The organism is Pseudomonas sp. RU47 (assembly GCF_004011755.1).
Taxonomy (GTDB): Bacteria; Pseudomonadota; Gammaproteobacteria; order Pseudomonadales; family Pseudomonadaceae; genus Aquipseudomonas.
Genome location: NZ_CP022411.1, coordinates 724,264 through 750,721 on the forward strand (window position 1 = coordinate 724,264; position 26,458 = coordinate 750,721).

Genomic DNA, 26,458 nt, shown 5'->3' on the forward strand with positions numbered 1-26,458 from the left:
ATAAAACGCCGCGGACATTGTCGTTCGCGGCGTTTTTGTTTTGGCAGTTAAACCGAGGTCGGGCGCTCAAGGCACCAGATAACCTTTGACCCCGGTAAAAATGATCTGCGCCGCCAGTGCGCAGACAAACAAACCCATCAAACGACTGACGATCTGCAAACCCTGATCCCCCAGAATCCGTTCGATGCGGTTCGACAGATACAGCACCACGCCCACCGTGAAACTGGCCAGCGCGATACTCATGATCGCAGTGAGCTTATCGTCCCAGTGCGGCTGGCTGACCCCCATTACCAGCAAGGCGCCGATGGTGCCCGGGCCGACGGTCAGCGGAATGGTCAGCGGCACGATGGTCACGTCCTGCTGCACGTTGTCGGCCTGTACCGCCGGCTTACCCTGCGCCATGCCCAGCGCCGAAATGAACAGCACGCTGCCGGCACCGATGCGAAACGCATCCACGGTGATACCGAACACATCGAAAATCACCCGCCCGAACAAATACAGCAAGACGCTGGAGACCAGCGTCGCCACCGCAACTTTCCAGGCCAGCCGCCGTTGCTCCTTGCGCGAGTAGCCACGGGTCAGGCTGATAAAGCAGGACAACACGAAGAACGGGCTGTAGAGCACCAGCATCTTCAGGTAAACGCTGAACAACACGTGGAGCATGGTCATGTCTCGCAGGGAAGGAGAATGGGGATGGAGTCTATCAGCGCTTTACGGGGTTGGGGTATCGACTTTTAGAGCGTTGCTTGTTATTGGTTTAGTTGTTTTTTAGTTGCGCTTTTGATGGGTTTGGTAAGTAGTGTTACATGTTTTTGTTTGTCGGTTGTTGGTGGCTTTGGTTATGGTTGTTTTCGCAAGTTAATGAAGGCTTGCTTAAATGATGATAAGGAATTCAAAGTGAATAACCCGGTAATGCAACAACTCTATGTCGCTAATTGCATTAGTGCTTTGCAGCAATATGAAATTGATGAAGTTCCAACTATTCAAGCTCGTGGTGTTGCCTTGACCCTTAACTCCGGTGACGCCGTGGAAGCGCCGACAAAGGCGGCAGTTGTTGGCGAGGGTCTTTTGGCATTTTCTGCTCATCTGACGGATGACAATCGGACCGACGCACAAAATGCCTTTCTTTTCGCGACACTTGTCGCCAACAAGAAATTCCCGCTCGAAAGCCAGGGCCTGGAGTGGTATCTGCTGTTTCGCGAGGTCATGACCAACTCAGGCTGGACGCCTGTTACCAAGTACTACAACGATCTGGAAGTTGCGGGCACCAGCGTACGGATGGATAAACTGGTCCTGGAAATTCTCGGCTCGGTGGTAGCGGGTCTTGCGGTGCCTGGCCCTGCAACTGCGCTGATGCTGAAGACGGCGAGCGACGCCATCACCGCTCTGAAAAAACGTGACACCGCATTGACTCTGTATGAACGCAATCTGCTGAACCACGGCGTTGGTGGCATCACCGCTGGCGTCTGTACCGAAGTTAATGGCGAAGCCATCATGGCCGTCGGTGCTGTGCGTTTTCTGCGTCGCAATACGTCCACTAAAGTTATGTTTGTCGATGTAGATGTTCGCAATGTGAAGTTGTACACCGGTGAAACGATCTTTGCCAAGAATACCGAAATTGCTGATAAGGCGCGCATGGCCATCAGGACTAAACTGGGTCTGAACGTTGTATCGAAAATCGAAGAGTATGAAGTCTGATTAACAGAAGAAGGGCAGTCATGGCGACTGCCCTTTTTTATTACGGAGGCCTGACATGAATGATGAATGTTTAATTTTGGTTGTCGGGGCTTGCGTGGTGATCATTCCCGATGGTGAGCGGCTGGAAGTTTATAGCGATCTGGTCAATTCGATTTTGCTGGCGCAACGGGTTGCCAATAAGAAACATGAAAAATCCCTGTCCCCGGATTGGTACGGCACGTACGTGAGTGTCCTTGATGATTTCTGGTTGCGCCATCAGAAGTCGAAGCAGACATGGCAGGTCAGCAATCCCGGAAATCAGTCCGCGCTGGAGTTTTTCAATACAGCGTTACGCAATGATGCAATGCCTGAAACCCGAATAATGGGCGCAGTTCTGCAGCGAATGGCACACATACCGGGCTACGAACTCGCCATCCAGCGATTGCGCAGTTTCATGAAAATATCGGTTACGGCCGAGTCGGACAGCATGCCAGCGCCGTTGGCGAAGGTGCATCTACTGGTGATTGTTGCGAACGCTGCCGATGCGATCGCAAGCGCGTTTGTTGAGTTCGAGACGTCACTCGAGTTAAGCCAAAATCCATTTCAACAGTTGTATCAATGCGAAGAGGTTCAAGGCTTGGTCCATGTGCATCACGCCCGGGCAAGTCTGTCCGAAATTCGCTACAGCGGCGCGCGTGAAGCCATTGCCAGGAAAGTCAGGGACAAACTTGCGGACAGCGTGGCGGTGCTGAATCTGCCCAAGGAGATTACGGCATGAAGGACTTGATTACACCGCAGGCTGCGGTGGTGGGCGGCAGTGTCGTGGCGTTTGCCGGTGGCCTGCCTGCGACCCATCGAGATGATATCTACATGAGCACAGCCTATGCGCAAAGAGCAACGCGCGCGGCGTTCGAGGACGGGCTATCGGGGGACTGGTTCGAGTACTACAGGAATGTCCTGAAATTTGTCGGATGGGACGTGCCGAAACCGCAAACCTTGACTCCGTCGCGCAATAATCTGATGGCCGGTCAGGCAACGCAGCGTATCGCGGCGGTATTGGGTGAGCGGTTCGGCGAACCTATGCGGCGTGCGTTGCGGGTGATGGAACGTAACACATTGGCACTCAGGCTGTTCGAGTCCACGAGCCTGCGTGCCAATGTCGGATATTTTCAAATGATCCCCTGCGTGATGAGTGGCCCGAACAAGGTGGAAATGGGCATCTATCACCGTCAGTTCCAGATCGAGAGAGAGGCCAGCGGGTTTTTGTTCAGCAAGGATGAAACACTTGTCCACAACAGCGTTGAACAAATTGCGGCCATCACATTCAACACGCTGCATTACGCTCAGTTTCGCGAAAAGGTCAAAAACTCGGTCATCACCGGCTCTCTCAAATACCTTGATGGCCTGGAGATCTGATCGAATAACAATACGATCCTGCTCAGAAAGTCGACGCCGTCCGGTTTTGCTGGTCACGCTGGGCGACCCAGTGCTCGATCAGCTCGCGCAATTGCGACAACTCGACTGGCTTGGACATGTGCCCATCCATCCCGGCCTGCCGCGCGCGCTCCTTGTGCTCGGCGAGAATGTGCGCCGTCAGCGCCACGATCGGCGTGCGAATGCGTTGGTTGCTGACTTCCCACGCGCGCAGTTGCTGGGTCGCCGAGAACCCATCGAGGATCGGCATTTCGCAGTCCATCAACACCAGATCGTAACGCTGGGCCTTCATCGCTTGCAGCGCTTCTTCGCCGTTGGCGGCGGTGTCCGGTTGCAGGTTGAGCTTGCCGAGCATGCCGCGAATCACTTTGGTCGAAATCGTATTGTCTTCGGCGACGAGGATGCGGAAATCGCTCGGCACTTTGGCAGCCGTGGCCGGGGTGACCACTTGCGGCTGGAACACCACCTGGCCTTTGTTGCGCTGATTGAGTTCGTCGGCCAGGGTGGTCTTGAGCGTGTAGCCGGCCACCGGTTTGGCGAGGATACGTTTGATCCCCGAGTTGCGCGCGATGATCTTGCTCGGCGCATTGCTGATGCCGGTGAGCATGATCAGCAGGATGTCGTGGTTCAGGCTTGGGTCTTCCTTGATCTTGGCCGCGAGCTGCATGCCGGTCATGCCCGGCATGTTCTGATCGAGCAGTACCACATCAAAGTAATCACGCAGGTGCGCCTTGGTTCGCAGCAAGGCCAACGCTTCTTTGCCGGAAGGCACGGCGCTGACATTCAACCCCCACGCACTGCATTGCTGGACCAGCACTTTGCGGCAGGTGTCATTGTCGTCGACCACCAGCACCCGTGCGCCTTGCAGCGGACTGTCGAGATCGGAAGTCGGGTGTTCGAGGCGATCCGGATCCAGCGGCAGGGTCAGCCACAGCGTGCTGCCCTGATTGGCGCCGCTCTTGATACCGAATTCACCCTGCATCAAGCGGATCAGTTGCCGTGCGATCACCAGCCCCAGATTGCCACCCAGACGATTGGCCGAAAGGAAGTGCTTGCTGTGCAGCTCGGCGTGCATCAGCGCATCGCGCTCTTCCTGATCCATGGGCTGGCCGCTGTCCTGCACGGCAATGCGCAAACGCGGTTTACTGCTGCGCTCGTCGAGGGCGACGACGATCAGCACTTCGCCTTCGTCGGTTTTCTTCAGGGCGTTTTCCAGCAGGCTCAGCAGGGTCTGGCGCAGGCGTGTCGGGTCGCCGCTGATTACTCTCGGCACTTGCGGCTGGATAAAGCTGATCAGCTCGACGTTCTGTTGTTCGGCCTTGGCGCGGTAGATGCTCAGGCAATCATCGATCAGGGCATTGAGGTCGAACTGCACGTCGTCCAGCTCGATCTGGCCGGATTCGAGCTTGGAGATGTCGAGGATCTCGTTGATCAGCGTCAGCAGTTCGTTGCCGGCGCTGTGGATGGTCTGTACGTAGTCGCGTTGCTTGACCGACAACGGCGTGCCCAGCAGCAGTTCGGTCATGCCGAGCACGCCGTTCATGGGCGTGCGGATTTCGTGGCTGATCTTGGCGAGGAATTCGGCTTTGGCGTTGATCTCGGCATTGCTCGCGGCGAGGTCGCGGCTGACGCTGAAGCGGCTTTCGGTGATGCTGCGCTGCCGCTCGCCCAGGGCGATGCTCATCAACAGACCGCTGATGCAGATGAACGCCATCAGGGTCATGATCAGGCCTTGCGGCGACACCAGCGTCAGGCCCAGCAGCGCAGGCAAGATGATCAGCGTGCCGATGTTGAACACCACCATCGCCGCGACGAACAAGCGCGCTGGGCGATAACCCTTCTGCCAGTGATAGAACGCGACAAACAACATGCTCAGGCCGGCCAGCGCCACCAGTGCATAAGTGATGATGTTCAGCGGCAGGGTGTTGACGAACAACAGCAACAGGCTGCAGGTCACGATAAACAGGATATCGCCGATCAACAGCTTGTTCAGCGGGTGCGGGCCGAGCGGGGCGAAGAAGCGATAGGCGAACATCAATCCGGCCGGAGCGGTCAGCAACAGTGCCAGATAGGCGCCCGGCGTCTGCACCGCATGCCAGTTCGGCAGCCACGGGCCGGCGAGATTGAGCAGCAGCAACAGGCTGAGGCCCAACAGGCCTTCGCAGACCGCCAGCCACAAACTGCTGCGCGAGCGGGAATAGGCGTAGCGCACCAGGTTGTGCAACAGCAGCATGGCGAGGCAGCCGAACAATAAGCCGAAGACCAGCGTCTGATTGTGGTTGGCTGCGCTCATCACCGCCGATTGCAGGGTGACGTGCGGGCGCAACTGATGGTCGGAGACCATGCGCAGATAGACATCGAGGGGTTTGTCGCTCTGTGGCAACGGCAGCATGAAGTCGCTGCTCGGCAACGGCCGTTCGGCCTGCGGCTGGTCGGTGCCGGTGTTGCGTTGCTCGATCAGCTTGTCACCGTCGAGTACATAGAGATTGAGCTGTGACAGGTCCGGGGCAAAGATGCGCAGCACTTGTTCGTGCTTGCCCGGCGCCAGCCTGAAACGCAGCCACAAGGCGCCATCGGGCTCGGACGCGGTGAGGCGGTCAAGGTCGATGGGGCTGAATTGATTGGTGTAACGAGCGGAGCGGATGTCGCTCAGTTGCAGATTGCCCTGATCGTCAAGCAATACCGACCAGCCACTGCCTTGCGCGGCCTGGGCCGGGAGCATGCAGAGCAAGGTCAGCAATGTGACGGTGAAGCTTATGGCAATCCTGAGCCAGCGCACGGCGAAATCCCTTCGTAGGTTGATGCCAGAATATAACGATGCGCGGCGGCGGAACAGCCCGGCGAGGAACGGTATCCCTCGCCGGACCTGAGGTACAGCTTATTCCTGGGTTTCGCCACGTTCACGGGCAATGGCACGGTAGCCAATGTCCTTGCGGTAGAAGCAGCCTTCCCAGTCGATGGCCGCTGCCAGCTTGTAGGCTTGCTGCTGCGCTTCGCCGACGCTGGCGCCCATTGCGGTGGCGCAGAGTACGCGACCACCGGCGGTGACGACGTTGTCATCTTTCAGCGCGGTGCCGGCGTGGAAGACTTTGCCTTCCAGCTTCGCCGCTGCGTCCAGACCGTTGATCGCTGCGCCCTTGGCGTAATCGCCCGGGTAACCGCCAGCGGCCAGCACGATGCCGACGCTCGGACGTGGATCCCACTGTGCTTCAACCTTGTCCAGCGCTTGCGCCAGAGCGGCTTCGACCAGCAGCACCAGGCTCGATTGCAGACGCAGCATCACCGGTTGGGTTTCCGGATCGCCGAAGCGGCAGTTGAACTCGATGACTTTCGGGTTACCGGCCTTGTCGATCATCAGACCGGCGTAGAGGAAACCGGTGTAGACGTTGCCTTCTTCAGCCATGCCGCGCACGGTCGGCCAGATGACCAGATCCATCACGCGCTTGTGCACGTCGGCGGTGACCACCGGGGCAGGGGAGTAAGCACCCATGCCACCCGTGTTCGGGCCGCTGTCGCCGTCGCCAACACGTTTGTGGTCCTGGCTGGTGGCCATCGGCAGCACATTCTTGCCGTCAACCATGACGATGAACGAAGCTTCTTCGCCGTCGAGGAATTCTTCGATGACCACACGCGAACCGGCATCACCGAAAGCGTTGCCAGCGAGCATGTCGCGCACGGCGTCTTCGGCTTCAGCCAGGGTCATGGCGACGATCACGCCTTTACCGGCGGCCAGGCCATCGGCCTTGATCACGATCGGTGCGCCTTTTTCACGCAGATAAGCCAGGGCTGGCTCGATCTCGGTGAAGTTCTGGTAGTCGGCGGTCGGAATCTTGTGGCGCGCGAGGAAATCCTTGGTGAAGGCTTTCGAACCTTCCAGTTGCGCGGCACCGGCGGTCGGACCGAAGCAGTCCAGACCACGGGAGCGGAACAGATCGACAACGCCAGCCACCAACGGTACTTCCGGGCCGACGATGGTCAGGGAAACGTTTTTCTCGGCGAAGTCGGCCAGTTGCTCAAGGGCCAGCACGTCGATGGCGACGTTTTCGCACTTGGCCTCAATGGCGGTGCCTGCGTTGCCCGGTGCGACGAAAACCTTCTGCACGCGCGGATCCTGAGCCACTTTCCAGGCCAGGGCGTGTTCACGGCCACCGCTGCCAATGATCAAAACATTCATTTCAAAAACCTCAAAAATCTGTCAGGCGCTGCTGTAGCGCTTTATGTGGGAGCGAGCCTGCTCGCGAAAGCGGTGTGTCAGTCAACGTCAACGTCGCTGGCAGATTGCATTCGCGAGCAGGCTCGCTCCCACATTTGAATCGGTGTATCAGTGACGGAAGTGGCGCATGCCCGTAAAGACCATCGCGATGCCGGCTTCGTCAGCGGCGGCAATCACTTCAGCATCACGCATCGAACCACCCGGCTGGATCACCGCAGTGATACCGACCTTGGCTGCGTTGTCCAGGCCGTCGCGGAACGGGAAGAACGCGTCGGAGGCCATCACCGAACCGACCACTTGCAGGCCGGCGTGCTCAGCCTTGATCGCGGCAATACGCGCCGAGTTTACGCGGCTCATCTGGCCCGCGCCGACACCGATGGTCTGACGGTTCTTGGCGTAGACGATGGCGTTGGATTTAACGTACTTGGCGACTTTCCAGGCGAAGATCAGGTCGTGGATTTCCTGTTCGGTCGGCGCACGTTTGGTCACGACTTTCAGGTCGTCGGCGCTGATCATGCCGATGTCGCGGCTCTGTACCAGCAGACCGCCGTTGACGCGCTTGTAGTCCCAGGCAGCGGCGCGGTCAGCCGACCACTCGCCACAGGCCAGCAGGCGCACGTTGGCTTTGGCTGCAACAATGGCGCGAGCTTCTTCGCTGACGCTTGGAGCGATGATCACTTCAACGAACTGACGCTCGACGATCGCCTTGGCGGTCTCGGCATCCAGTTCACGGTTGAAGGCAATGATGCCGCCGAACGCCGATTCGGTATCGGTGGCGTAAGCCAGTTCGTAGGCCTGACGGATGCCGCCTTCAGCGTCCGGGCTGACGGCCACGCCGCACGGGTTGGCGTGCTTGACGATGACGCAGGCTGGCTTGACGAAGCTCTTCACGCATTCCAGCGCGGCGTCGGTGTCGGCGACGTTGTTGTACGACAGCTCTTTGCCTTGCAGTTGGGTCGCAGTGGCGATGCCGACTTCGGCAGGCTTGGCTTCCACGTAGAACGCCGCGCTCTGGTGCGGGTTCTCGCCGTAGCGCATTTCCTGGGCCTTGATGAACTGGCTGTTGAAGGTGCGCGGGAATTCGCTGCGGCCTTCAGTGCTCAGGGTTTCAGCAGCCTGATTCACGGTGCCCATGTAGTTGGCGATCATGCCGTCATAGGCGGCGGTGTGTTCGAAAGCCTTGAGCATCAGGTCGAAACGCTGAGCGTAGGTCAGGCCACCGGCCTTGAGGCCTTCGAGCACGCTGGCGTAATCGCTGGCATTCACCACGATCGCTACGTCTTTATGGTTTTTCGCTGCCGAACGGACCATGGTCGGGCCGCCGATGTCGATGTTTTCGATGGCGGTCGGCAGGTCGCAGCCTGGCTTGTTGATGGTGGCTTCGAACGGGTACAGGTTGACAGCAACCAGATCGATTGGCTTGATGCCGTGCTCGCTCATGATCGCGTCGTCGATACCGCGACGACCGAGGATGCCGCCGTGGATTTTCGGGTGCAGGGTTTTCACCCGACCGTCCATCATTTCGGCGAAACCGGTGTAATCCGCGACTTCCACTGCGGCAACACCGTTGTCGCGCAGCAGCTTGAACGTCCCGCCGGTGGAGAGGATCTCGACGCCCAGAGCTTCAAGCTCCTTGGCGAATTCGAGGATCCCGGTCTTGTCGGAAACGCTGATCAAGGCGCGGCGGATCGGCAGGCGGGTAGTCTGGTCGGTCATCTCAATTTCCATCAAAAGCAAAGGAAGTCAGCAAAAAAGGCGACCGTTTTTTACGCGGGCGCCTTTCTGGTTTGATTGAATGCTTACAGCAGATCGTACTGCTTGAGTTTCTTGCGCAGCGTGCCGCGGTTAAGTCCCAGCAGCTCGCTCGCCTTGGTCTGGTTGCCCTTGACGTAGTTCATCACGCTTTCGAGCAGGGGCGCCTCGACTTCGGAGAGCACCAGGTTATACACATCCGTGACGGATGCGCCCTCAAGGTGGGCGAAATAATTGTGCAGCGCCTTCTCGACACTCCCGCGAAGGGTCTGACCTTCTTCGCTCGGGGTATTGAGGTGCTGTTTCAAATTCACGTTGTCGCTCACGGGTGCTGTTCCACTCACTAAAGTCTCGGTCATCATCGTCATGCGGCCACCCCTTCTTCGTCCCCTGTCAGGCTCTTGTAACGCTCGGCGAAGAACTCCCGAACGTTGGCGCATTGTGTTTCCGTACCATCCAAACGATTGAAGTGGGCGCGAAACTCCCTGGCGCCCGGCAAGGTTGCGAGATACCAGCCCACATGCTTGCGCGCAATGCGCACGCCCATCACATCCCCATAGAAAGCGTGAAGTGCGGCCAGATGCTCCAGCAGTATGTGTTCCACCTCGATCAGCTCCGGTGCCGGCAATTTCTCGCCGGTACGCAGGAAGTGTTCGATCTCGCGAAAAATCCATGGCCGCCCTTGGGCGGCGCGGCCTACCAACAGGCCATCGGCACCGGTCGCGTCGAGCACGTAACGGGCCTTTTCCGGCGAATCGATATCGCCATTGGCAAACACCGGGATCGACACCGCCTGCTTGATCGCGGCAATCGTGTCGTATTCGGCTTCACCCTTGTACAGATCGGCGCGAGTGCGGCCATGCACTGCCAGCGCCGTAATGCCGGCCTGCTCGGCGATCTTCGCCACGGTCAGGCCGTTCTTGTTGTCGCGATCCCAGCCGGTGCGGATCTTCAGGGTGACCGGAACATCAACCGCCGCCACAACGGCCTGCAGGATCTCGGTCACCAGTGCTTCGTCCTTCAACAACGCGGAACCGGCGGCCTTGTTGCAGACCTTCTTTGCCGGGCAACCCATGTTGATATCGATAATCTGTGCGCCCAACTCAACGTTGGCCCGGGCTGCATTCGCCAGCATCTGCGCATCACCACCGGCAATCTGCACCGAGCGTGGCTCGGGATCGCCTTCGTGGATCATGCGCAGGCGCGACTTGCGGGTATTCCACAGGCTCATGTCGCTGGTGACCATTTCCGAGACTACAAGCCCTGCGCCCAAACGCTTGCACAGCTGACGAAAGGGCTGGTCGGTGACCCCCGCCATCGGGGCGAGAATCAAGCCGTTCTGCAATGTGTATGGGCCGATGCGTACCGCCGACATAGGACTTCCCTGAGGTGGGGCCGGATCATGAGAGTTCGAAAAAGGGTTGGCATGATACCCGCTCTCGATGACTGGATAAAGGCTGAATTGAACAAAATCTGAACAGTTATTCTGTTATCGCCACGGGTTTGGTTGTGGGTGGCAAAGTCAGAAAACCGCCGTCAATTCGAAAGCGACGCAGGGATTCACTCGGGCGAGTGGAAACTCAGGCTGTAATTCACCGCTTTCGGCCCGGGATCGAGAATATCCAGCGCAATGTGGATCGGTGTCTGCGGCGGCATTTCCGCCAGACCTTCGAGATCACCTCTGAGGTATTCGCCGGGTTTGAAGCGACGACTGGCGATCAGGTGACCGTTGAGGTCGGCAAAGCGCAGCTCCAGCAATGGAAATGGCTGGGAGAATGTCGCGCGGTTATAGATGATTGCGTCGACCACCAGCGCACCGTTGAACTCCGGATGGCTGCGCACCACCAGGTTGCTGCTCTTGATTCGGGCGATATCGACCTTGGACGGCACCGTGCAGCCGATCTGCGGGCAGATTTGCTGGAACCACGGGCGATACTGATCCTGTCGGGCCAGCTCTTCGAAATGATAAGAGATGTACTGGGCGGCCAGGCCTCCCGCCGCCAGCAGGACCAACAGCAGCCAGAGCATACGTCGGCCCCACGGCGAGCGGCGTTTCTGCCAGTCCAGTTGCAGCGGGTCGTCGGTCAGGTCTTGCAGGACTTCGGCGCGTACGCCGGGCTCTGCGCGCTCGCGCTTTTTGCGCAGCGGCTCGATCGATGGCAAATCGTCGTCATCGGCTTCGTCGCTGGCCGACAGGCGTTCGCGGCGGGCATTGGGGTCGATCGGGTCGTGCAGGCGCAGATGCGGAATCGCTGGTTCGTCATCCAGATCCACCGGTTCCAGCGACAGCGAAGGCTCGGTGCGCTCGGATTTGACCGGTTCGATGTCGGCGATTTCTGCCTCGTCGTCCTCGGGCTCGGCCGTGTGTTCATCGGCGCGCTCGCTGAACAGACTGTCGCGCCAGAGCGTTTCATCTGGTTCAGGGTTGTCGCGGCGTGCGCTCAGGGCATCTTCGCGTGGACGACCGAATTCGGTGGTCGGCTGGATTTCCCGTTGTTCGAGGCGGGCCAGTTCTTCGTCCAGATCGAGGCTGTCGAGATCCAGCTCGGACGCGCTCCACTGCTTTTGGCTGATGGCACGCGGCGCGGGCTGTTCGACGATGGCCGGCGCCTGGACAACGGGCGGGGCCTCGATAATCGGCGGCTGCTCGACAATCGAGGGTGCAACCGGTGTCACCGCGTCCTTGCCGGCGTGTTGCTCCAGCAGCTGTTTGGCCGCATTGAACACTTGCAGGCAGGAGCCGCAGCGAACCACCCCGCGGGCCACGCTCAATTGAGCATGGCTGACACGGAAACTGGTTTGGCAATGCGGGCACTGGGTGACGAAGCTGTCGGTCATGCGGCGATCCGGATTATGCAGGCGCTCATATTAACGCCGACGGCCGGTGATGCGCACCCAGCCATCGCGATTGGCGATCGGGTCGAGATCAAAGTCCTGCGCATAAGCGGCAGCGACTTCATCACCTTGCTCGGCAAGGATGCCCGACAACGCCAGACGGCCACCGGATTTCACCAGGCCGGACAGTTGCGGCGCGAGAGAAACCAGTGGGCCGGCCAGAATGTTGGCGACCAGTACGTCGGCTTTGACCTGTGGCAGATCTTCCGGCAAGTACAGCGGGAACAGTTCTTCGGCAATGTTGTTGCGCCCGGCGTTATCACGCGAGGCTTCCAGCGCCTGCACGTCGATGTCGGTGCCGACCGCTTCCTTGGCGCCGAGCAGCAGGGCCGCAATCGCCAGAATCCCCGAGCCGCAGCCGAAGTCGAGCACGTTGCAGCCTTTCAGATCCTGACCGTCGAGCCATTCCAGGCACAGCGCGGTGGTCGGGTGCGTGCCGGTGCCGAACGCCAAACCCGGATCCAGCAGCAGATTGACTGCGTCTGGCTCAGGTGCGGCATGCCAGCTCGGCACGATCCACAGGCGCTGGCCGAAGCGCATCGGCTGGAAGCCGTCCATCCAGCTGCGTTCCCAGTCCTGATCTTCAATGACTTCGCTGTGATGCTCAGGCAACGGGCTGCCGGTCAGCAGTTCCAGGTGGGCCAGAACCGGTGCCGGTTCGGTGCCGCCCTCGAACAGTGCCAGCAGGTGCGTATGCGCCCACAGCGGGGTGGTATTGAGTTCCGGCTCGAAGATCGGCTGATCTTCGGCGTCCATGAAGGTCACCGACACGGCGCCTACTTCAAGGAAAGCGTCTTCGTAGGTTTCGGCTTGTTCCGGGCTGATGGCGAGACGTACTTGCAGCCAAGGCATGGCGGGCACCTTTGAAAAATATTGATTGCAGCCTAGCGGCCGGCGAGAAGCGCGCAAGTTTACGCGAGCGCGCTGGGTTTGTGGGAGATGCATTGCACCCTGTGGGAGCGAGCCTGCTCGCGAAAGCGGAGTGTCAGTGAATGCATATGGATCTGATACACCGCTTTCGCGAGCAGGCTCGCTCCCACAGGGGCTTTTGAAACCTGCAGAAACAACAAAGCCGCCCGAAGGCGGCTTTGTCTGGTGCGGGCTGAAGCTTAGTGCTTCTCGCCAGCCAGCTTGTGCTCGAGGTAGTGAATGTTCACACCACCCTTGCAGAAGCCTTCGTCGCGAACCAGATCACGGTGCAGCGGGATGTTGGTCTTGATCCCGTCAACCACGATTTCGTCCAGGGCATTACGCATGCGTGCCATGGCTTCGTCGCGGGTCGCGCCGTAAGTGATCAGCTTGCCGATCAGCGAGTCGTAGTTCGGCGGAACTGCATAACCGCTGTACAGGTGCGAATCGACGCGAACGCCGTTGCCGCCTGGAGCGTGGAAATGCTTGACCGTACCCGGGCTCGGCATGAAGGTTTTCGGGTCTTCAGCGTTGATCCGGCATTCCAGCGAGTGACCGCGGATAACCACGTCATCCTGAGTGAACGACAGCTTGTTGCCAGCGGCGATGCTGAGCATCTCCTTGACGATGTCGATACCGGTGACCATTTCCGAAACCGGGTGCTCCACCTGAACACGAGTGTTCATTTCGATGAAGTAGAAACGACCGTTCTCGTACAGGAACTCGAAAGTACCCGCGCCGCGGTAGCCGATGTCGATGCACGCCTTGACGCAGCGAGCCAGTACTTCTTCGCGCGCCTTCTCGTCGATGCCCGGTGCCGGCGCCTCTTCGAGAACTTTCTGGTGACGACGTTGCAGCGAGCAATCGCGGTCGCCCAGATGGATGGCGTGGCCCTGGCCGTCGGACAGCACCTGCACTTCGACGTGACGCGGGTTGGTCAGGAATTTTTCCAGATAGACCATCGGGTTACCGAACGCCGCGCCAGCTTCGGTGCGGGTCAGTTTGGCGAAGGCGATCAGGTCTTCTTCCTTGTGCACAACACGCATGCCGCGACCACCACCGCCGCCAGCGGCTTTGATGATCACCGGGTAGCCGACTTCACGACCGATGCGCAGCGCCGTTTCTTCGTCTTCCGGCAGTGGGCCGTCGGAGCCTGGAACGGTAGGCACGCCTGCTTCGATCATCGCGTGCTTGGCCGAAACCTTGTCGCCCATCAGGCGAATGGTTTCGGCTTTCGGGCCGATGAAGGCGAAGCCGGAGTTCTCGACCTGCTCGGCAAAATCGGCGTTTTCCGCGAGGAAACCGTAGCCTGGGTGAATGGCGGTAGCGCCAGTCACTTCAGCGGCAGCGATGATGGCCGGGATGTGCAGGTAAGAGTGCGCGGCAGAAGCCGGGCCGATGCAGACGGATTCGTCTGCCAGACCCAGGTGCATCAGCTCTTTGTCGGCCTTGGAGTAAACGGCGACGGTCTTGATGCCCATCTCTTTGCAGGCACGCAGAATCCGCAGGGCGATCTCACCGCGGTTAGCGATCAGAACTTTTTCCAACTTCGCAGTCATCAAAGGCTCTCCGCAGTTCAAACGATGGTGAACAGCGGTTGGTCGTACTCAACCGGCTGGCCGTCTTCGACGAGGATGGACTCGATCACACCGCTGGTTTCAGCTTCGATGTGGTTCATCATCTTCATGGCTTCGACGATGCACAGAGTGTCGCCTTTCTTCACGGTCTGGCCGACTTCAACGAAGGACGGCGAGGTTGGCGAAGATTTGCGGTAGAACGTGCCGACCATCGGCGAACGGGCAACAGTGCCGTTCAGCGCTGGAGCAGCAGCGGCAGCCGGAGCTGCGGCTGCAACCGGAGCAGCTGCAACAGGTGCGGCAGCCGGTGCTTGCATCGGAGCTGGCGCGTAGTACTGCTGAGCCGGGGTCTTGCTGTGACGGCTGATGCGTACGGACTCTTCGCCTTCCTTGATCTCGAGCTCGTCGATGCCGGACTCTTCCAGCAATTCGATCAGTTTCTTAACTTTACGGATATCCATGAATCATCAACTCCCAAGGGTCGGTCAGGGGCGCTTAACGCTTGTAGTTCAAGTCGTTGCCTGTGTTTCAAGCTGTTCTAGTGCAGCCTCCAGGGCCAGTCGGTAACCGCTGGCGCCAAGGCCGCAGATCACTCCCACCGCTACATCGGAGAAGTAAGAGTGATGGCGGAAAGGTTCGCGTTTGTGCACGTTGGACAAATGCACTTCGATGAATGGGATGCTCACTCCCAGCAACGCGTCACGTAATGCGACACTTGTGTGCGTAAAAGCTGCTGGATTGATCAGAATGAAATCGACACCTTCGCCGCGCGCGGCGTGGATGCGGTCGATCAATTCGTACTCGGCATTGCTTTGCAGATACAGCAGATGATGACCGGCTTCACGGGCGCGGCGCTCCAGATCCTGATTGATCTGCGCCAGGGTCGTTGAACCGTAAGTGCCGGGTTCGCGGGTGCCGAGCAGGTTCAGGTTGGGGCCGTGCAGCACCAGTAGGGTTGCCATCTGCGTAGTCCTTGTTATGAATGAGCAATCGTCAGAACCCGGCGACTATGCCGCAAAGACTTTGTGACTGTCCAGTTCTATGCAATAGCCAGCACGATGGCCGATGTTTGCGCGAAATATGTGACCAAGTGATTTGATTCGGTCACTTGTGGTGTCTGGACTGACGCCTTCGCGAGCAAGCTCGCTCCCACAGGGGTATGCATCCCAATGTGGGAGCGAACTTGCTCGCGAAGGCGATTTGTCAGACGCGAAAGGCCTGAACGGCCGTATGCAGTTGCCCGCCCAATACCAGCAGGTTCTCACCCTGTTCGCGCCCACGGCCGATACGCACCAGATTATCCCCACCCAACTGATGAATCCGCTCGCTGTGATCGCGAATCTCGCTGACTGCACCGCTTTGCTGCGCGGTGATATCGGCAATGCGGATTGCCGTGTCGGAAATGGTCTGGATCGCGCCGACGATTTTATCCAGCGCACCGTCCGCCGCTTGCGCCTGATTGGCTGTGGCTTCGGCATGTTCAACCTGCGCCCGCATGCCTTCGACCGATTGCCGTGCCGCCGTTTGCAGGCCGGCAATCAGCGTCTGGATTTCGGCAGTCGCGCCGGCAGTACGCTGGGCAAGCGAGCGCACTTCTTCAGCCACCACGGCAAAGCCACGACCCATTTCCCCGGCGCGCGCCGCTTCAATCGCCGCGTTGAGGGCCAGCAGGTTGGTCTGGTCGGCAATCGAGCGAATCACCGTCAACACGCCACCGATGGTTGCCGACTCTTCGGCCAGATGTTCGATCATCTGCGCGTTGCCTTGTACTTCACCGACCAATGCGTGCAGGCCGGTGAGGCTCTGGCCAATTACCGTCTGGCCATGCTCGACCGCCAGTCCGGCATGACGACTGGCATCCGCGGCCTGCTGCGCATCGCCGGCAACCTGCTGGATTGTTGCTTCAAGTTCGCCGAGGGAGTCGCGGATCAGCGCGGTGTCGCCAGCCTGATGTTCGGCACCGCTGTGCAAGTCGTTACTCAGTTCGGCCAGGGTGCGGCTACTGCCCGCGACTTGTTCGGCATTGCCGCGAATGGTCCCGACCAGATCCACCAGATACGCGCGCAATCGATTGAGCGAGGCTTCGATGTCACGCAGTTCACGGTTGGTTTTGCCCAGATGAATGTCACGACTGAAGTCGCCCTCGGCCCAGGTTGAAAGCGCCGGCGCGAGATTGGTCAACGTGCGCGCCAGGCGCCGTTGCAAAGTGTCGATCAGTAAAGCGATCAGCAGAATCAGGCCGATCATCACGCCTTGCATCAGCCGCACTTCGCCCTGAATTTGCCCGTGTTGGGCGCGTACGACGGGTTCCAGGCCGGCGATGGCCTGTTGCACGGCGGCAATTTTCTGGTGCGTCGCGGTGCTCAGATCCGCCCGTTTCTGAATCTGGTCGCGGGTGCGCTCAAGCTCTGCCGGATAGCGTCCGAGCAGGCTGTTGAGTTCACGTTTGAGGCCGACACCGGCGTCTTCGGCGGCGGTTTTCTCAGTGTTTTCGATACCCATCAACGCGGCAAAATCGTCGCTGTTCGACTCGTTGCTGGTGACGACGCCGAGCAAGGGCAGGGCATCAATTGCCTGAGCTTGCGTACGGATGTTGGTGACCTCGCGCTCAACATCGGCCGTCAGTTCGCTGCGCCCGCTGCTGACCAGCTTGTCCCGCGCCAGCGACAGTTTGCCCAGATGCTGCGAAGCCGCAAGCAACGGCGTCAGATAGCTCGCGTTGCCGTTGGCATAAGTGCTGAGTTGCTCAAGGCTGGCGCTCAATTCGCGCTCGGCCTGCAACAGCAACGCCTGCGGATCGCCCGCCAGTTTGCCGGCCGCGAGCAAGTCGGTTTTGCTGAACTCCTCCAGGCCCGACAGGCTCGGGTTCAGCGTTTCAGCCAGCGCCGGCGGCAATTCAGCGAGTTCTTTGCGCAAGCTGTCGATGGCCTGGCTGGCGCTGCTCAGGCGCAAGGCGTCGCCGCTGGCGAGGTAATCCTCGACGTTGCGTGCGACCTCGTTCTGAAACTGCTGCGACAGTCCCAAATACCGCTCCATCAACAAATACGGGCGTTCGAGGGCTTTTTGCGACCACCACAGCGTGGCGCCGAGTGCGAGGCACACGGCGACCAGCAGCAGCGTATTGAGATTGGTGAGCAACTTCAGGCGCATGACGGCTACCAACGGCAGAAATGGTAAGCGCCTGAATTTATTGCGGTTCTGTTACAGGGTTATGACCGAATCAGTGGAATCCGATGAAAAAGTGGCACTTTGCTTTGACTCGCGCGCAGTCTGCACGCGATTGCGCCCGGCACCCTTGGCGCGGTACAGCGCTTCGTCGGCCTGACTGGCCATCATCAGGCTGTCGCAGTCGTCGTGCATTTCCACCACGCCGGCACTGAAGGTGCACCACAAATCCTGCGGCTGCGCCGGGTAATGGATTTCGGCGAAGCGCTGGCGGATTTCGTCGAGGACTTTGTGCGCCGCTTCTATATCCGTGTCGGGCATGACGATGGCGAACTCTTCACCGCCGTAGCGGCCGATGAAGTCGGTCTTGCGTAAACGCTGCTTGAGAAACAGCGCCAGGCTTTTGATCACCCGGTCGCCCATCGGGTGGCCGTGGCTGTCGTTGACCCGTTTGAAGTGGTCGATGTCGAGCATGGCAAAACTCAGCGGCTTGTTCTCGCGGCGGGCGCGGAACGAGCAGTCTTCGAGCAATTGCAGAATGTGCGTGTGGTTATAGAGGCCGGTGAGGCTGTCGCGGACCATCCGTGCTTTCAGATTGCGCGCGCGGGCGGCGCGGTTGCGCACGGTGGTGATCAGATGGCGCGGCTTGATCGGTTTGGTCAGAAAATCATCGCCGCCCTCGCTCATGGCGTCGAGCTGCTTGTCCAGATCGTCCTCGGCCGACAGATAAATGATCGGCACGCTGACATAGCGGTCGTTGTGGCGAATCACTTTGGCCAGTTCGGTACCGGTGCAGGCCGGCATGTACATGTCGAGGATGATCAGGTCGGGCTGGAAATCCGCCAGTTCGGCCATCGCCTGAATCGGTTCGATCAAGGTGCGCGTGACGATGCCGGCGCTGTTGAGCAGGCGTTCGGTGTGCAAGGCCTGCGCACGCGAGTCGTCGATGATCAACACTTTATAAGGCTCGTACTGGGCGACGCAGGTGAGGACTTCGATCTTTTCCAGCAGGCTCGACGCTTCGAGAGTGCCGGTGAGAAATTCCTGGCCACCGGCACGCACGGCGGCAAGGCGCGTCGGCGTGTCGGTTTCGTGCAGGCTGAAGAACAGCAGCGGCAGCGGTTCTTCCAAACCGACCTGGGCTTCGGCGGCGAGTTTCAGGCCGATGCCGGCGCCGCTGAAATCCACGTCCATGACGATAGCTGCCGGCAGGCGCTCGACCATCGAGGAGCGAAAGGCCGAAACACTGTCCAGCGCCTGCGCGCTCAGACCGAAGAATTCAAGTTGTTTGGCCAGCCGTTCGGCGCGGTCGTGATCCTGCAGCATCACGTAGATCGGTTTACGCAGTGGCGGCAGGAAGGTTTGGTCGAGTTGATCGCCATGGCGCAGGCCGGTGCGCGACAAGCGCTGCATCAAGCGATTGAGGTCGGTGATCAAGCCACTGCTCAGGCGACCGCGATTGGCGTCCACCGCTTCCAGCGATTGGCTGATATGGCGCGCAAGCTGCGTGTGTTCGGGCTGTTCGAAGCGCTCGGCAAAACGCAGCAGGCGCAGGTTGGCCTCGCTCAGTTCGGCGAGGTCGACAGTAGACCACTCACTGCGTTGCAGGCGCTGCCATATCTCAAGAATCTGACGTGCCTGATGAATTACCCGCTGGGCAAAGTGGTGCTTGAGACGCTCACGGCTGGGGTCTTCTGGCTCGGTCATATCCTGACTACTAGTTAGGCTGCATGCTGAGATCGACTGGTGGCTCTATGCTAGCACCTCTTTTCCCTTAGACGAGTGTCGTACGTCAATAATCTGCAGTGCGTCACCATTCAGTTTCTGACCGGGCGGTTTTGTTTTTGACCTTGTCGTCGCTCAAACCCCCGTGGGACGGGCGCTCCCTGATTGATCAGGGCGATCTGGATGAGTTGTCAGTCGTACGTTCATCCGCGCGATGAATGGGCTTTGTGAGGGTTTTCAACAGCCTGCAATTTGATTGGCTGAGGCGCGGGCATCGGGGATTCCCTTAGTCGGCGTCGAAGCGTCATTCGCCCACATGATTTGCGGCTTATCGTTACGCGCGGGTGCCCGGCTCTGGCACGTTGTTGTATGGTTGTGGTCGAACCGTTGAACCCAAGATTTGAAAGGATATCGCCATGCTGGACTGGAAAAACCGCGCGGGCAGCGCGCCTGAACGTGCCGCCGAGCCCAAGTCGGCCACCCGCAGCTATGTTGGCGGGCTGCTGTTCAGCCGTGCCCTGGCCACGTTGATCGGCATTTATCTGCTGGTGACCATTGGCCTTGGCTGGTACTGGAGCCAGGAGCCGGCGCTGTTTCCGGTCGCGCAAAACGCTCAAGTGGCGGCCGAGAAAGAAGGCAAGCAGATGGTGATCGGCTACACCACCGTCGAAACCCTCAAGACCGTCGCCGGCACCTTGCTCAACAAACCGGGCGGCTACATCTCCAATGACCGCTTCCCGCCAGGTCTGTGGATGGACAACACGCCGAGCTGGGAATACGGCGTACTGGTGCAGGTGCGTGACCTGACCCGTGCCCTGCGCAAAGACTTTGCCCGTTCGCAATCGCAGTCGGCAGAAGATGCCGATCTGGCCAAGGCCGAGCCGCGCTTCAACTTCGACAACAAGAGCTGGATCCTGCCGTCGAGTGAGTCGGAATATCAGGAAGGCATCAACTCGCTGAGCCGTTATCAGGCGCGTCTGTCCGATCCAACCCAGAAAAACGCGCTGTTCTATGCCCGCGCCGACAACCTGAACAACTGGCTCGGCGATGTCGGCACCCGTCTCGGCTCGCTGTCGCAACGACTGTCGGCCAGTGTCGGTCGGGTCAAACTCAACACCGCGCTGAAAACCGAAGTGCCGGCCATCGGCGAAGTGCCGCAGGTTGACGAGGAAGTCGTCGAGACACCATGGATGCAGATCGACAACGTGTTCTACGAAGCACGCGGTCAGGCCTGGGCGCTGTCGCATCTGTTGCGCGCCATCGAAGTCGACTTCGCCGATGTCCTGGCGAAGAAGAACGCCACCGTCAGCGTGCGTCAGATCATTCGTGAGCTGGAAGCCTCGCAGGAACCGGTCTGGAGTCCTATGATTCTTAACGGCAGCGGCTTCGGCGTGCTGGCCAACCACTCGCTGGTCATGGCCAACTATATTTCCCGTGCCAACGCTGCTGTGATCGATTTGCGTCAACTGCTCAATCAGGGCTGATTCATGAGTCAGAACGCCAAAGAGGCGGCCCATCGCGCCGCCTCGGATGCCGAACAGATCGCCTGGGTCGACGAGCAGGACAACCTGCTCGGCGCTCTGGTGCGTGCCGATCTGCGCGAGCGTGGGCTGATCGGTCGCGGCACCTACATCATGTTGTTCAATTCCGCTGGCGACCTTTGCGTGCACCGGCGCACGTTGAGCAAGGCGATTTATCCCGGTTACTGGGACGTCGCGGCGGGCGGCATGGTGCAGGCCGACGAGACTTACGCCGAGTCGGCAGCCCGAGAGCTGGAAGAGGAGTTGGGCGTCAGTGGTATCGAACTGACTGCCCATGACCATTTCTACTTCGAAGACACCGGCAACCGTTTGTGGTGTTCGGCGTTTTCCGCCGTCTGGGACGGGCCGCTGAAACTGCAACCGGAGGAGGTGCTCGAAGCACGCTTTATTCCGGTCGAGCAGGTCATGCAGGAAATCCAGCAAAAGCCTTATTGCCCGGACTCTCTGGCAGCCTTGAAGCGCTATCTGAAGGCGCAGCAAAGCGACGTCGCAAAGAACACATAAATTGGCGCCGATTGGCACTTAGCAAGTCGCATTTTTGCCGTTACACTGCGCGACCTTTTCAAGCTGCACCGTCCTGCTTTTATTGAAGCATCGGTGCAGTAGCGCTGCCCCTGCCTGAGTGGGGCTTCGCGGTCGCTGACCTTGCCCAAGGTTGCGATCAGTCTTTGTCCTCCCAAGAGGATTGCCGGTGGCCAAAAAAGCCGCATCCTTCGCCGCCTTAGGTGGCCTGGTATTTTCCACCGACGCAGGTCGTCATTGCCCGGAATGCAGTAAGCCGGTGGACGCCTGTATCTGCAAACAAACCGTGATCCCGGCCGGCGACGGCATTGCCCGCGTGCGACGCGAGAGCAAGGGCCGCGGCGGCAAGACGGTGACCACCATCACCGGCGTGCCACTGGCCGAAGACGCGCTCAAAGAGTTGGCAACAACGTTGAAGAAACGTTGCGGCACCGGCGGGGCGTTGAAAGACGGCATCATCGAAATCCAGGGCGATCATGTCGAGCTACTCTTGGCTGAGCTGATCAAGCACGGTTTCAAAGCGAAGAAGTCCGGCGGCTAGCAGCCTCTGTGAAACCCACCTGCGGCTTGATCCGGCTCTGAATGTTGTCAGATCCGGCGTCGTCTCCATGGTTTTCACAGAGCCTGTTCATGACCGGTTTCTAAACTCCACGCAGTCAGTGCGGTCTACCGCCGCGCTGACGAACCGTCATTTTCATACTTTAGACTGCGCCGGCCTGAGATCAGGCGACGCACTATGACTTCTTTATAGGGGACTTCGATGTCCGTACGACGCACACGCAAAGACGATGGCAGCCAATGGACAGTTGCGGACAGCCGCAGTGTTTACGGGATTCGCCATTGGGGGGCCGGGTATTTCGCGATCAATGACGCCGGTCGCGTCGAAGTTCGTCCGAACGGCCCGAGCAGCTCGCCTATCGACCTGTTCGAGCAAGTCGACCAACTGCGCAAAAGCGGTTTGTCCTTGCCGTTGCTGGTTCGTTTTCCCGACATCCTGCAAGACCGTGTACGCCAGCTGACCGGTGCCTTCGATTCCAACATCGAGCGCCTGGAATACCAGAGCAAATACACCGCGCTGTACCCGATCAAGGTTAACCAGCAAGAAGCGGTGATCGAGAACATCATCGCCACCCAGGACGTTTCCATCGGTCTGGAAGCCGGCTCCAAGCCTGAACTGCTGGCCGTACTGGCGCTGGCGCCGAAGGGCGGCACCATCGTCTGCAACGGTTACAAGGACCGCGAGTTCATTCGTCTGGCGCTGATGGGGCAGAAGCTTGGCCATAACGTCTTCATCGTCATCGAGAAAGAATCCGAAGTCGGTCTGGTGATCGAAGAAGCCGCCTCGCTGAAGGTCAAGCCACAGGTCGGCCTGCGCGTGCGTCTGTCGTCGCTGGCGTCGTCGAAGTGGGCGGACACCGGTGGCGAAAAATCCAAGTTCGGTCTGTCGGCAGCGCAACTGCTGTCGGTGGTCGAGCGTTTCCGCGCAGCGGGCCTGGATCAAGGCATTCGCCTGCTGCACTTCCACATGGGTTCGCAGATTGCCAACCTGGCTGACTATCAGCACGGCTTCAAAGAAGCGATCCGTTACTACGGTGAGCTGCGCAATCTCGGTCTGCCGGTCGATCACATCGACGTTGGCGGTGGTCTGGGTGTCGACTACGACGGCACGCACTCGCGCAACGCCAGTTCGATCAACTACGACATGGATGATTACGCCGGTGTCGTGGTCGGCATGCTCAAGGAGTTCTGCGACGCGCAGAGCCTGCCGCATCCGCACATCTTCTCCGAGAGCGGCCGTTCGCTGACCGCGCACCACGCGATGCTGGTGGTGCAGGTGACCGACGTCGAGAAACACAACGACGAAATCCCGCAGATCGAGAACAAGGAAGCGCTGCCGGAAACCGTGCAATGGCTGGTTGACCTGCTCGGCCCGACCGACATCGAAATGGTCACCGAAACCTACTGGCGCGCGACGCACTACATGAGCGACGTGGCTGCGCAGTACGCCGACGGCAAACTGACCCTGGCTGAAAAAGCCCTGGCCGAGCAGTGCTACTTCGCGGTGTGCCGTCGCCTGCACAACTCGCTGAAAGCGCGTCAACGTTCGCACCGTCAGGTGCTCGACGAGCTCAACGACAAGCTGGCCGACAAGTACATCTGCAACTTCTCGGTGTTCCAGAGCCTGCCGGACACCTGGGCGATCGATCAGGTGCTGCCGATCATCCCGCTGCACCGTCTCGATGAAGAGCCGCTGCGCCGCGCGGTGCTGCAAGACCTGACCTGCGACTCTGACGGCAAGATCAACCAGTACGTCGACGAGCAGAGCATCGAAACCAGCCTGCCAGTGCACGGTTTGAATGAAGGCGAAGACTACCTGCTGGGCGTGTTCCTCGTTGGCGCCTATCAGGAAATCCTCGGCGACATGCACAACCTGTTCGGTGACACCGACTCGGTGAACATCTACCAGAATGCCGATGGCAGCGTGTACCACGCCGGCATCGAGACCCACGACACCATCGAAGACATGCTGCGTTACGTGCACTTGTCGCCGGAAGAACTGATGACTCACTACCGCGACAAGTGCGCCAGTGCCCGCATCAGTGCCAGCGAGCGCACGCAATTTCTCGATGCCTTGCGTCTGGGCCTGACCCGCTCCTCCTACCTGTCTTCCTGAGGCAGGTGTGATCTCGCCGGGTTGTCCGAATTTTTTCCGAAAGTGGCGGAAAATTCAGATGACCCGGTGGGATATCTCCCAAAATCCTCGCGAAATGCTTGGCTGTCCTGGCCAGCAAAGTCATCCGGTCTGCTTTTCGCGTAGGTCATTTCCTAAGTTGTACTTCAGCTCTCTACTCGGCCATGGCTCTCGGCGAGAATCCCCGACCGCCCCTCCTGTAGAGATCCGCCCATGTTCGATCCAGTCAACGAGTCGTCGTTTCGTCTCGATGTAGCGGGCCTGTCCGACCCCTTCGAAGTCCTGGCCTTTACCGGTAGCGAAGCCCTCAGCGAATCCTTTGCGTTCGAGATCGATGTATTGATCAACGATCCACACCTGGATCTCGCCGGCCTGCTTTACCGTTCGGCATTCCTCTGTTTCGGGCCGTCAGGGGAGGGCGTGCACGGGCAATTGCAGAGCCTTGTCCAGCATGAGTACGGCGAAGGCTTGCGGTTGAGCCGGATCCGTCTAGGGCCGAAACTCGGTTGCCTCGCGCTGCGCTTCAGCCAGCGGATCTTCAGTGGCCGCTCGGTGCCGCAGATCATCGAGCAGGTGCTCAGAGAGCACGGCATCGTCGCTGCCCAGCGCCGCTTTGAGTTGCGTGGCGACTACCCGGTCCGGACGTTCTGCACGCAATACCGCGAGTCCGATCTGCAACTGCTTCAGCGTTTGTGCGCGCAGGCGCGAATTCATTATTACTTTGAACACGAGCGTGATCGGCATTGCCTGGTTTTCAGCGATGATCCGGCGCAGTTGCCATTGGCGGGCGCCGCGAGCTATCAGCGCGAGGATGACGGACATGATGCTTCTCCCGCGTTGCACCAATGGAAATTGCAAAGTGCAATTCAGGTCAATTCGGCGGGTGGGCAACAGGCCGAAGGTCAGAGTGATCTGGCGACATTGCGCAGTGGTCATTGGTTGCGATTGGCCGGGCATCCCTTCGCCGAATGCAATCGCCCATGGTTGTTGACTCGCATTGAGCATCGCGCCGACCCGGCCCTCGAACCTGCTTACGCCAACCGCCTGTTCGGTGCGTTGCAACTGCCGAGTGCAGCGGCCACCGCGCCGCCGCGCTTGCGCATGCACAGCCTGCAACGGGCCTGGGTGGTGGCGGTCGATGAACCACAGCCCGATTGCTCGCGACCGGTAGCGGTGCAGTTCGACTGGCTCTATCAAGGCGAAGGCGCCGCGCCGAGTCATTGTTGGCTGCCCCTCGCGCCGTCTCTGCAGCAGACGCCAATGACGGCGCTGAGCGATGGTGTCGAGGTGGTGGTGAGTTTCTTTGAAGGCGATCCGGATCAGCCGATGATCAGCGGCGTCCTGCAGCCGCCAATCGCCGAGACTGACACGGGCGATGTCGCGCCTCTGCCCGACCGTCTGGTGAGTGACGGCTTGCAGCAATTGCTGGCGTCCGGTGAGCCGTTGCTGCTGCTGTGCCTGATCCCCGGCGGCGGCAGCTTCAGTCACTGCGCAGAACCGGTGTGCAGTTGTCGACTGGTCACTTCGCTTGAACAGAGCGGCGCAACATGAGTGGCGCGGTGCATGAGCCTATGGCGCAATGGCTGTTGCTCGATGGCCCGGATGCCCCACAGGCCTTGCTGACCTTGCGCCAGGCTTTTAGCGGGGTGCGGCGCTTCAGTTTGTTCGAGGGTACCGAGTTTGAACCGGTCAGCGAGTACGGCCCGGTGCTGCTCGAGTTGCGCGATTGCCCGGCGTTGGCCGCCTTGTGTCACAGCGATCCAGACACCTGGCGCGGGCTGTTGCTTGGCAGCGAGGCATCGGCACAACAGCTGCTGGGCCACTTGCAACGCATGCTCACGGTGTCGTTCGGCTTGAGCCATCGGGCCTTGCTCAGCTATTACAACCGGCAGACCGCGAGCTATTTTTTCGATGCCTGCGACGCCGCTGAATTGAGCCGCTGGCTTGGGCCGATCCGCCAGTTGCGCTGGTTCGGCGGCACCTGGGCCGACCGCGCGATTGGTAGTCAGGGCTGGCAGCAGTTGCGCAATCCGGGACTTGCCGTCGAGCCACTGAGCATCGAAGAAAGCCTGACCCGGCGCCAGCGCGAACGCTTGCAAGCCTGCCTGCTGGAGCAGCATATCTGGCGCTGGTGCCAATCATTGGGAACCGATTACGCGACGATGTCCTCCCATGTCCAACAGGGTCTGACGCTGGGGTTCAGCGACCGCACCGTGCTCGATGGCTGGTTATGGTTACGTTTGCTGCATCCGCGTGCCGTACTGGTGCCGCCGCCGGTGGGACTGACCCAGCAACAACGGCTCGACCATGTGCGGCGTCAATGGCGCGGCGATCAGCTCTGAAGCGAGGTTCGGCG

At 59.7% G+C, this 26,458-nt stretch carries 22 protein-coding genes; 9 read left to right on the forward strand and 13 right to left on the reverse strand.

Features of this window, described 5'->3' with window-relative positions; genetic code table 11:
• Positions 1 to 66 precede the first annotated feature (66 nt).
• The gene (locus CCX46_RS03150) at positions 67 to 663 is read right to left on the reverse strand and encodes a MarC family protein (RefSeq protein ID WP_025111770.1); all 597 of its coding nucleotides are present in this window, start codon (positions 661 to 663) and stop codon (positions 67 to 69) included.
• Between the two features lie 234 nt (positions 664 to 897).
• Here CCX46_RS03150 and CCX46_RS03155 point away from each other — a divergent pair, with 234 nt between their 5' ends.
• The 3 genes from CCX46_RS03155 to CCX46_RS03165 are packed head-to-tail and all read left to right on the forward strand — an operon-like array spanning position 898 to position 3,093.
• Positions 898 to 1,698 carry a hypothetical protein gene (locus CCX46_RS03155; RefSeq protein WP_127925672.1) on the forward strand — a complete coding sequence of 267 codons (801 nt, stop codon included), beginning with the start codon at positions 898 to 900 and terminating at the stop codon, positions 1,696 to 1,698.
• 55 nt (positions 1,699 to 1,753) lie between these two features.
• Positions 1,754 to 2,455, forward strand: coding sequence for a hypothetical protein (locus CCX46_RS03160; RefSeq protein ID WP_127925673.1), 702 nt, complete (start codon positions 1,754 to 1,756; stop codon positions 2,453 to 2,455).
• Positions 2,452 to 3,093, forward strand: coding sequence for a hypothetical protein (locus tag CCX46_RS03165; protein WP_127925674.1), 642 nt, complete (start codon positions 2,452 to 2,454; stop codon positions 3,091 to 3,093). Before CCX46_RS03160 ends, CCX46_RS03165 begins: the two co-directional genes overlap by 4 nt.
• A 22-nt stretch (positions 3,094 to 3,115) precedes the next feature.
• Here CCX46_RS03165 and CCX46_RS03170 read toward each other — a convergent pair whose 3' ends face one another.
• From CCX46_RS03170 to gcbA, 12 genes are all read right to left on the reverse strand, one after another.
• Entirely contained in the window at positions 3,116 to 5,890 is a 2,775-nt protein-coding gene (locus CCX46_RS03170; protein ID WP_127925675.1) for a hybrid sensor histidine kinase/response regulator, read from the reverse strand.
• Between the two features lie 99 nt (positions 5,891 to 5,989).
• Positions 5,990 to 7,285 (reverse strand): phosphoribosylamine--glycine ligase, encoded by a 1,296-nt coding sequence (gene purD / locus CCX46_RS03175; protein WP_127925676.1) that lies wholly within the window; start codon positions 7,283 to 7,285, stop codon positions 5,990 to 5,992.
• A 147-nt stretch (positions 7,286 to 7,432) separates the two neighbouring features.
• On the reverse strand, positions 7,433 to 9,040 hold the full coding sequence (gene purH, locus CCX46_RS03180; protein WP_127925677.1) for a bifunctional phosphoribosylaminoimidazolecarboxamide formyltransferase/IMP cyclohydrolase: 1,608 nt from the start codon (positions 9,038 to 9,040) through the stop codon (positions 7,433 to 7,435).
• 83 nt (positions 9,041 to 9,123) lie between these two features.
• Positions 9,124 to 9,444, reverse strand: a complete 321-nt coding sequence (gene fis, locus CCX46_RS03185; RefSeq protein WP_003221275.1) for a DNA-binding transcriptional regulator Fis — start codon at positions 9,442 to 9,444, stop codon at positions 9,124 to 9,126.
• Complete coding sequence (gene dusB, locus CCX46_RS03190) at positions 9,441 to 10,451, reverse strand: tRNA dihydrouridine synthase DusB (RefSeq protein WP_127925678.1); 1,011 nt, start codon at positions 10,449 to 10,451, stop codon at positions 9,441 to 9,443. Before dusB ends, fis begins: the two co-directional genes overlap by 4 nt.
• A 185-nt stretch (positions 10,452 to 10,636) precedes the next feature.
• The gene (locus tag CCX46_RS03195) at positions 10,637 to 11,914 is read right to left on the reverse strand and encodes a DUF3426 domain-containing protein (RefSeq protein WP_127925679.1); all 1,278 of its coding nucleotides are present in this window, start codon (positions 11,912 to 11,914) and stop codon (positions 10,637 to 10,639) included.
• 30 nt (positions 11,915 to 11,944) lie between these two features.
• A complete protein-coding gene (prmA, locus tag CCX46_RS03200; RefSeq protein ID WP_127925680.1) occupies positions 11,945 to 12,823 on the reverse strand; it encodes a 50S ribosomal protein L11 methyltransferase in 879 nt (292 codons plus the stop codon).
• Positions 12,824 to 13,080: 257 nt separating this feature from the next.
• The gene (accC, locus tag CCX46_RS03205) at positions 13,081 to 14,439 is read right to left on the reverse strand and encodes an acetyl-CoA carboxylase biotin carboxylase subunit (protein WP_007914602.1); all 1,359 of its coding nucleotides are present in this window, start codon (positions 14,437 to 14,439) and stop codon (positions 13,081 to 13,083) included.
• A gap of 17 nt (positions 14,440 to 14,456) precedes the next feature.
• Positions 14,457 to 14,918 carry an acetyl-CoA carboxylase biotin carboxyl carrier protein gene (gene accB, locus CCX46_RS03210; protein ID WP_007914603.1) on the reverse strand — a complete coding sequence of 154 codons (462 nt, stop codon included), beginning with the start codon at positions 14,916 to 14,918 and terminating at the stop codon, positions 14,457 to 14,459.
• Positions 14,919 to 14,966: 48 nt separating this feature from the next.
• Complete coding sequence (gene aroQ / locus CCX46_RS03215; protein ID WP_007914604.1) at positions 14,967 to 15,419, reverse strand: type II 3-dehydroquinate dehydratase; 453 nt, start codon at positions 15,417 to 15,419, stop codon at positions 14,967 to 14,969.
• Between the two features lie 241 nt (positions 15,420 to 15,660).
• A complete protein-coding gene (locus tag CCX46_RS03220; RefSeq protein WP_127925681.1) occupies positions 15,661 to 17,607 on the reverse strand; it encodes a methyl-accepting chemotaxis protein in 1,947 nt (648 codons plus the stop codon).
• Between the two features lie 51 nt (positions 17,608 to 17,658).
• Positions 17,659 to 19,329: a diguanylate cyclase GcbA gene (gene gcbA / locus CCX46_RS03225; RefSeq protein ID WP_127925682.1), complete on the reverse strand. Its 1,671-nt coding sequence runs from the start codon at positions 19,327 to 19,329 to the stop codon at positions 17,659 to 17,661.
• A 434-nt stretch (positions 19,330 to 19,763) separates the two neighbouring features.
• On the opposite strand from gcbA, the gene CCX46_RS03230 reads away from it, so the two are divergent.
• The 6 genes from CCX46_RS03230 (at position 19,764) to CCX46_RS03255 (ending at position 26,444) form a co-directional block, all read left to right on the forward strand.
• On the forward strand, positions 19,764 to 20,831 hold the full coding sequence (locus tag CCX46_RS03230; RefSeq protein ID WP_016984927.1) for a DUF2333 family protein: 1,068 nt from the start codon (positions 19,764 to 19,766) through the stop codon (positions 20,829 to 20,831).
• A gap of 3 nt (positions 20,832 to 20,834) precedes the next feature.
• Positions 20,835 to 21,392, forward strand: a complete 558-nt coding sequence (locus CCX46_RS03235; protein ID WP_127925683.1) for an NUDIX hydrolase — start codon at positions 20,835 to 20,837, stop codon at positions 21,390 to 21,392.
• A gap of 187 nt (positions 21,393 to 21,579) precedes the next feature.
• Complete coding sequence (locus CCX46_RS03240) at positions 21,580 to 21,951, forward strand: translation initiation factor Sui1 (RefSeq protein ID WP_007914613.1); 372 nt, start codon at positions 21,580 to 21,582, stop codon at positions 21,949 to 21,951.
• Between the two features lie 219 nt (positions 21,952 to 22,170).
• Entirely contained in the window at positions 22,171 to 24,084 is a 1,914-nt protein-coding gene (speA, locus tag CCX46_RS03245) for an arginine decarboxylase (protein WP_102901631.1), read from the forward strand.
• A gap of 231 nt (positions 24,085 to 24,315) precedes the next feature.
• Complete coding sequence (locus CCX46_RS03250; protein WP_127925684.1) at positions 24,316 to 25,653, forward strand: type VI secretion system Vgr family protein; 1,338 nt, start codon at positions 24,316 to 24,318, stop codon at positions 25,651 to 25,653.
• Positions 25,650 to 26,444 carry a DUF4123 domain-containing protein gene (locus tag CCX46_RS03255; RefSeq protein WP_127925685.1) on the forward strand — a complete coding sequence of 265 codons (795 nt, stop codon included), beginning with the start codon at positions 25,650 to 25,652 and terminating at the stop codon, positions 26,442 to 26,444. The genes CCX46_RS03250 and CCX46_RS03255 overlap by 4 nt, the downstream gene beginning before the upstream one ends.
• The last annotated feature ends 14 nt before the right edge of the window (positions 26,445 to 26,458 follow it).

Bases quoted from the DNA above. Each gene is read 5' to 3' on its own strand.
- CCX46_RS03160 (WP_127925673.1), top strand. From the start codon at position 1,754: ATGAATGATGAATGTTTAATTTTGGTTGTCGGGGCTTGCGTGGTGATC.
- dusB (WP_127925678.1), bottom strand. From the start codon at position 10,451: ATGTCGGCGGTACGCATCGGCCCATACACATTGCAGAACGGCTTGATT.
- gcbA (WP_127925682.1), bottom strand. From the start codon at position 19,329: ATGACCGAGCCAGAAGACCCCAGCCGTGAGCGTCTCAAGCACCACTTT.
- CCX46_RS03150 (WP_025111770.1), bottom strand. From the start codon at position 663: ATGCTCCACGTGTTGTTCAGCGTTTACCTGAAGATGCTGGTGCTCTAC.
- prmA (WP_127925680.1), bottom strand. From the start codon at position 12,823: ATGCCTTGGCTGCAAGTACGTCTCGCCATCAGCCCGGAACAAGCCGAA.
- accC (WP_007914602.1), bottom strand. From the start codon at position 14,439: ATGACTGCGAAGTTGGAAAAAGTTCTGATCGCTAACCGCGGTGAGATC.
- purH (WP_127925677.1), bottom strand. From the start codon at position 9,040: ATGACCGACCAGACTACCCGCCTGCCGATCCGCCGCGCCTTGATCAGC.
- accB (WP_007914603.1), bottom strand. From the start codon at position 14,918: ATGGATATCCGTAAAGTTAAGAAACTGATCGAATTGCTGGAAGAGTCC.
- CCX46_RS03235 (WP_127925683.1), top strand. From the start codon at position 20,835: ATGAGTCAGAACGCCAAAGAGGCGGCCCATCGCGCCGCCTCGGATGCC.
- CCX46_RS03195 (WP_127925679.1), bottom strand. From the start codon at position 11,914: ATGACCGACAGCTTCGTCACCCAGTGCCCGCATTGCCAAACCAGTTTC.
- CCX46_RS03230 (WP_016984927.1), top strand. From the start codon at position 19,764: ATGCTGGACTGGAAAAACCGCGCGGGCAGCGCGCCTGAACGTGCCGCC.
- fis (WP_003221275.1), bottom strand. From the start codon at position 9,444: ATGACGATGATGACCGAGACTTTAGTGAGTGGAACAGCACCCGTGAGC.
- aroQ (WP_007914604.1), bottom strand. From the start codon at position 15,419: ATGGCAACCCTACTGGTGCTGCACGGCCCCAACCTGAACCTGCTCGGC.
- CCX46_RS03255 (WP_127925685.1), top strand. From the start codon at position 25,650: ATGAGTGGCGCGGTGCATGAGCCTATGGCGCAATGGCTGTTGCTCGAT.
- CCX46_RS03165 (WP_127925674.1), top strand. From the start codon at position 2,452: ATGAAGGACTTGATTACACCGCAGGCTGCGGTGGTGGGCGGCAGTGTC.
- purD (WP_127925676.1), bottom strand. From the start codon at position 7,285: ATGAATGTTTTGATCATTGGCAGCGGTGGCCGTGAACACGCCCTGGCC.
- CCX46_RS03220 (WP_127925681.1), bottom strand. From the start codon at position 17,607: ATGCGCCTGAAGTTGCTCACCAATCTCAATACGCTGCTGCTGGTCGCC.
- CCX46_RS03250 (WP_127925684.1), top strand. From the start codon at position 24,316: ATGTTCGATCCAGTCAACGAGTCGTCGTTTCGTCTCGATGTAGCGGGC.
- speA (WP_102901631.1), top strand. From the start codon at position 22,171: ATGTCCGTACGACGCACACGCAAAGACGATGGCAGCCAATGGACAGTT.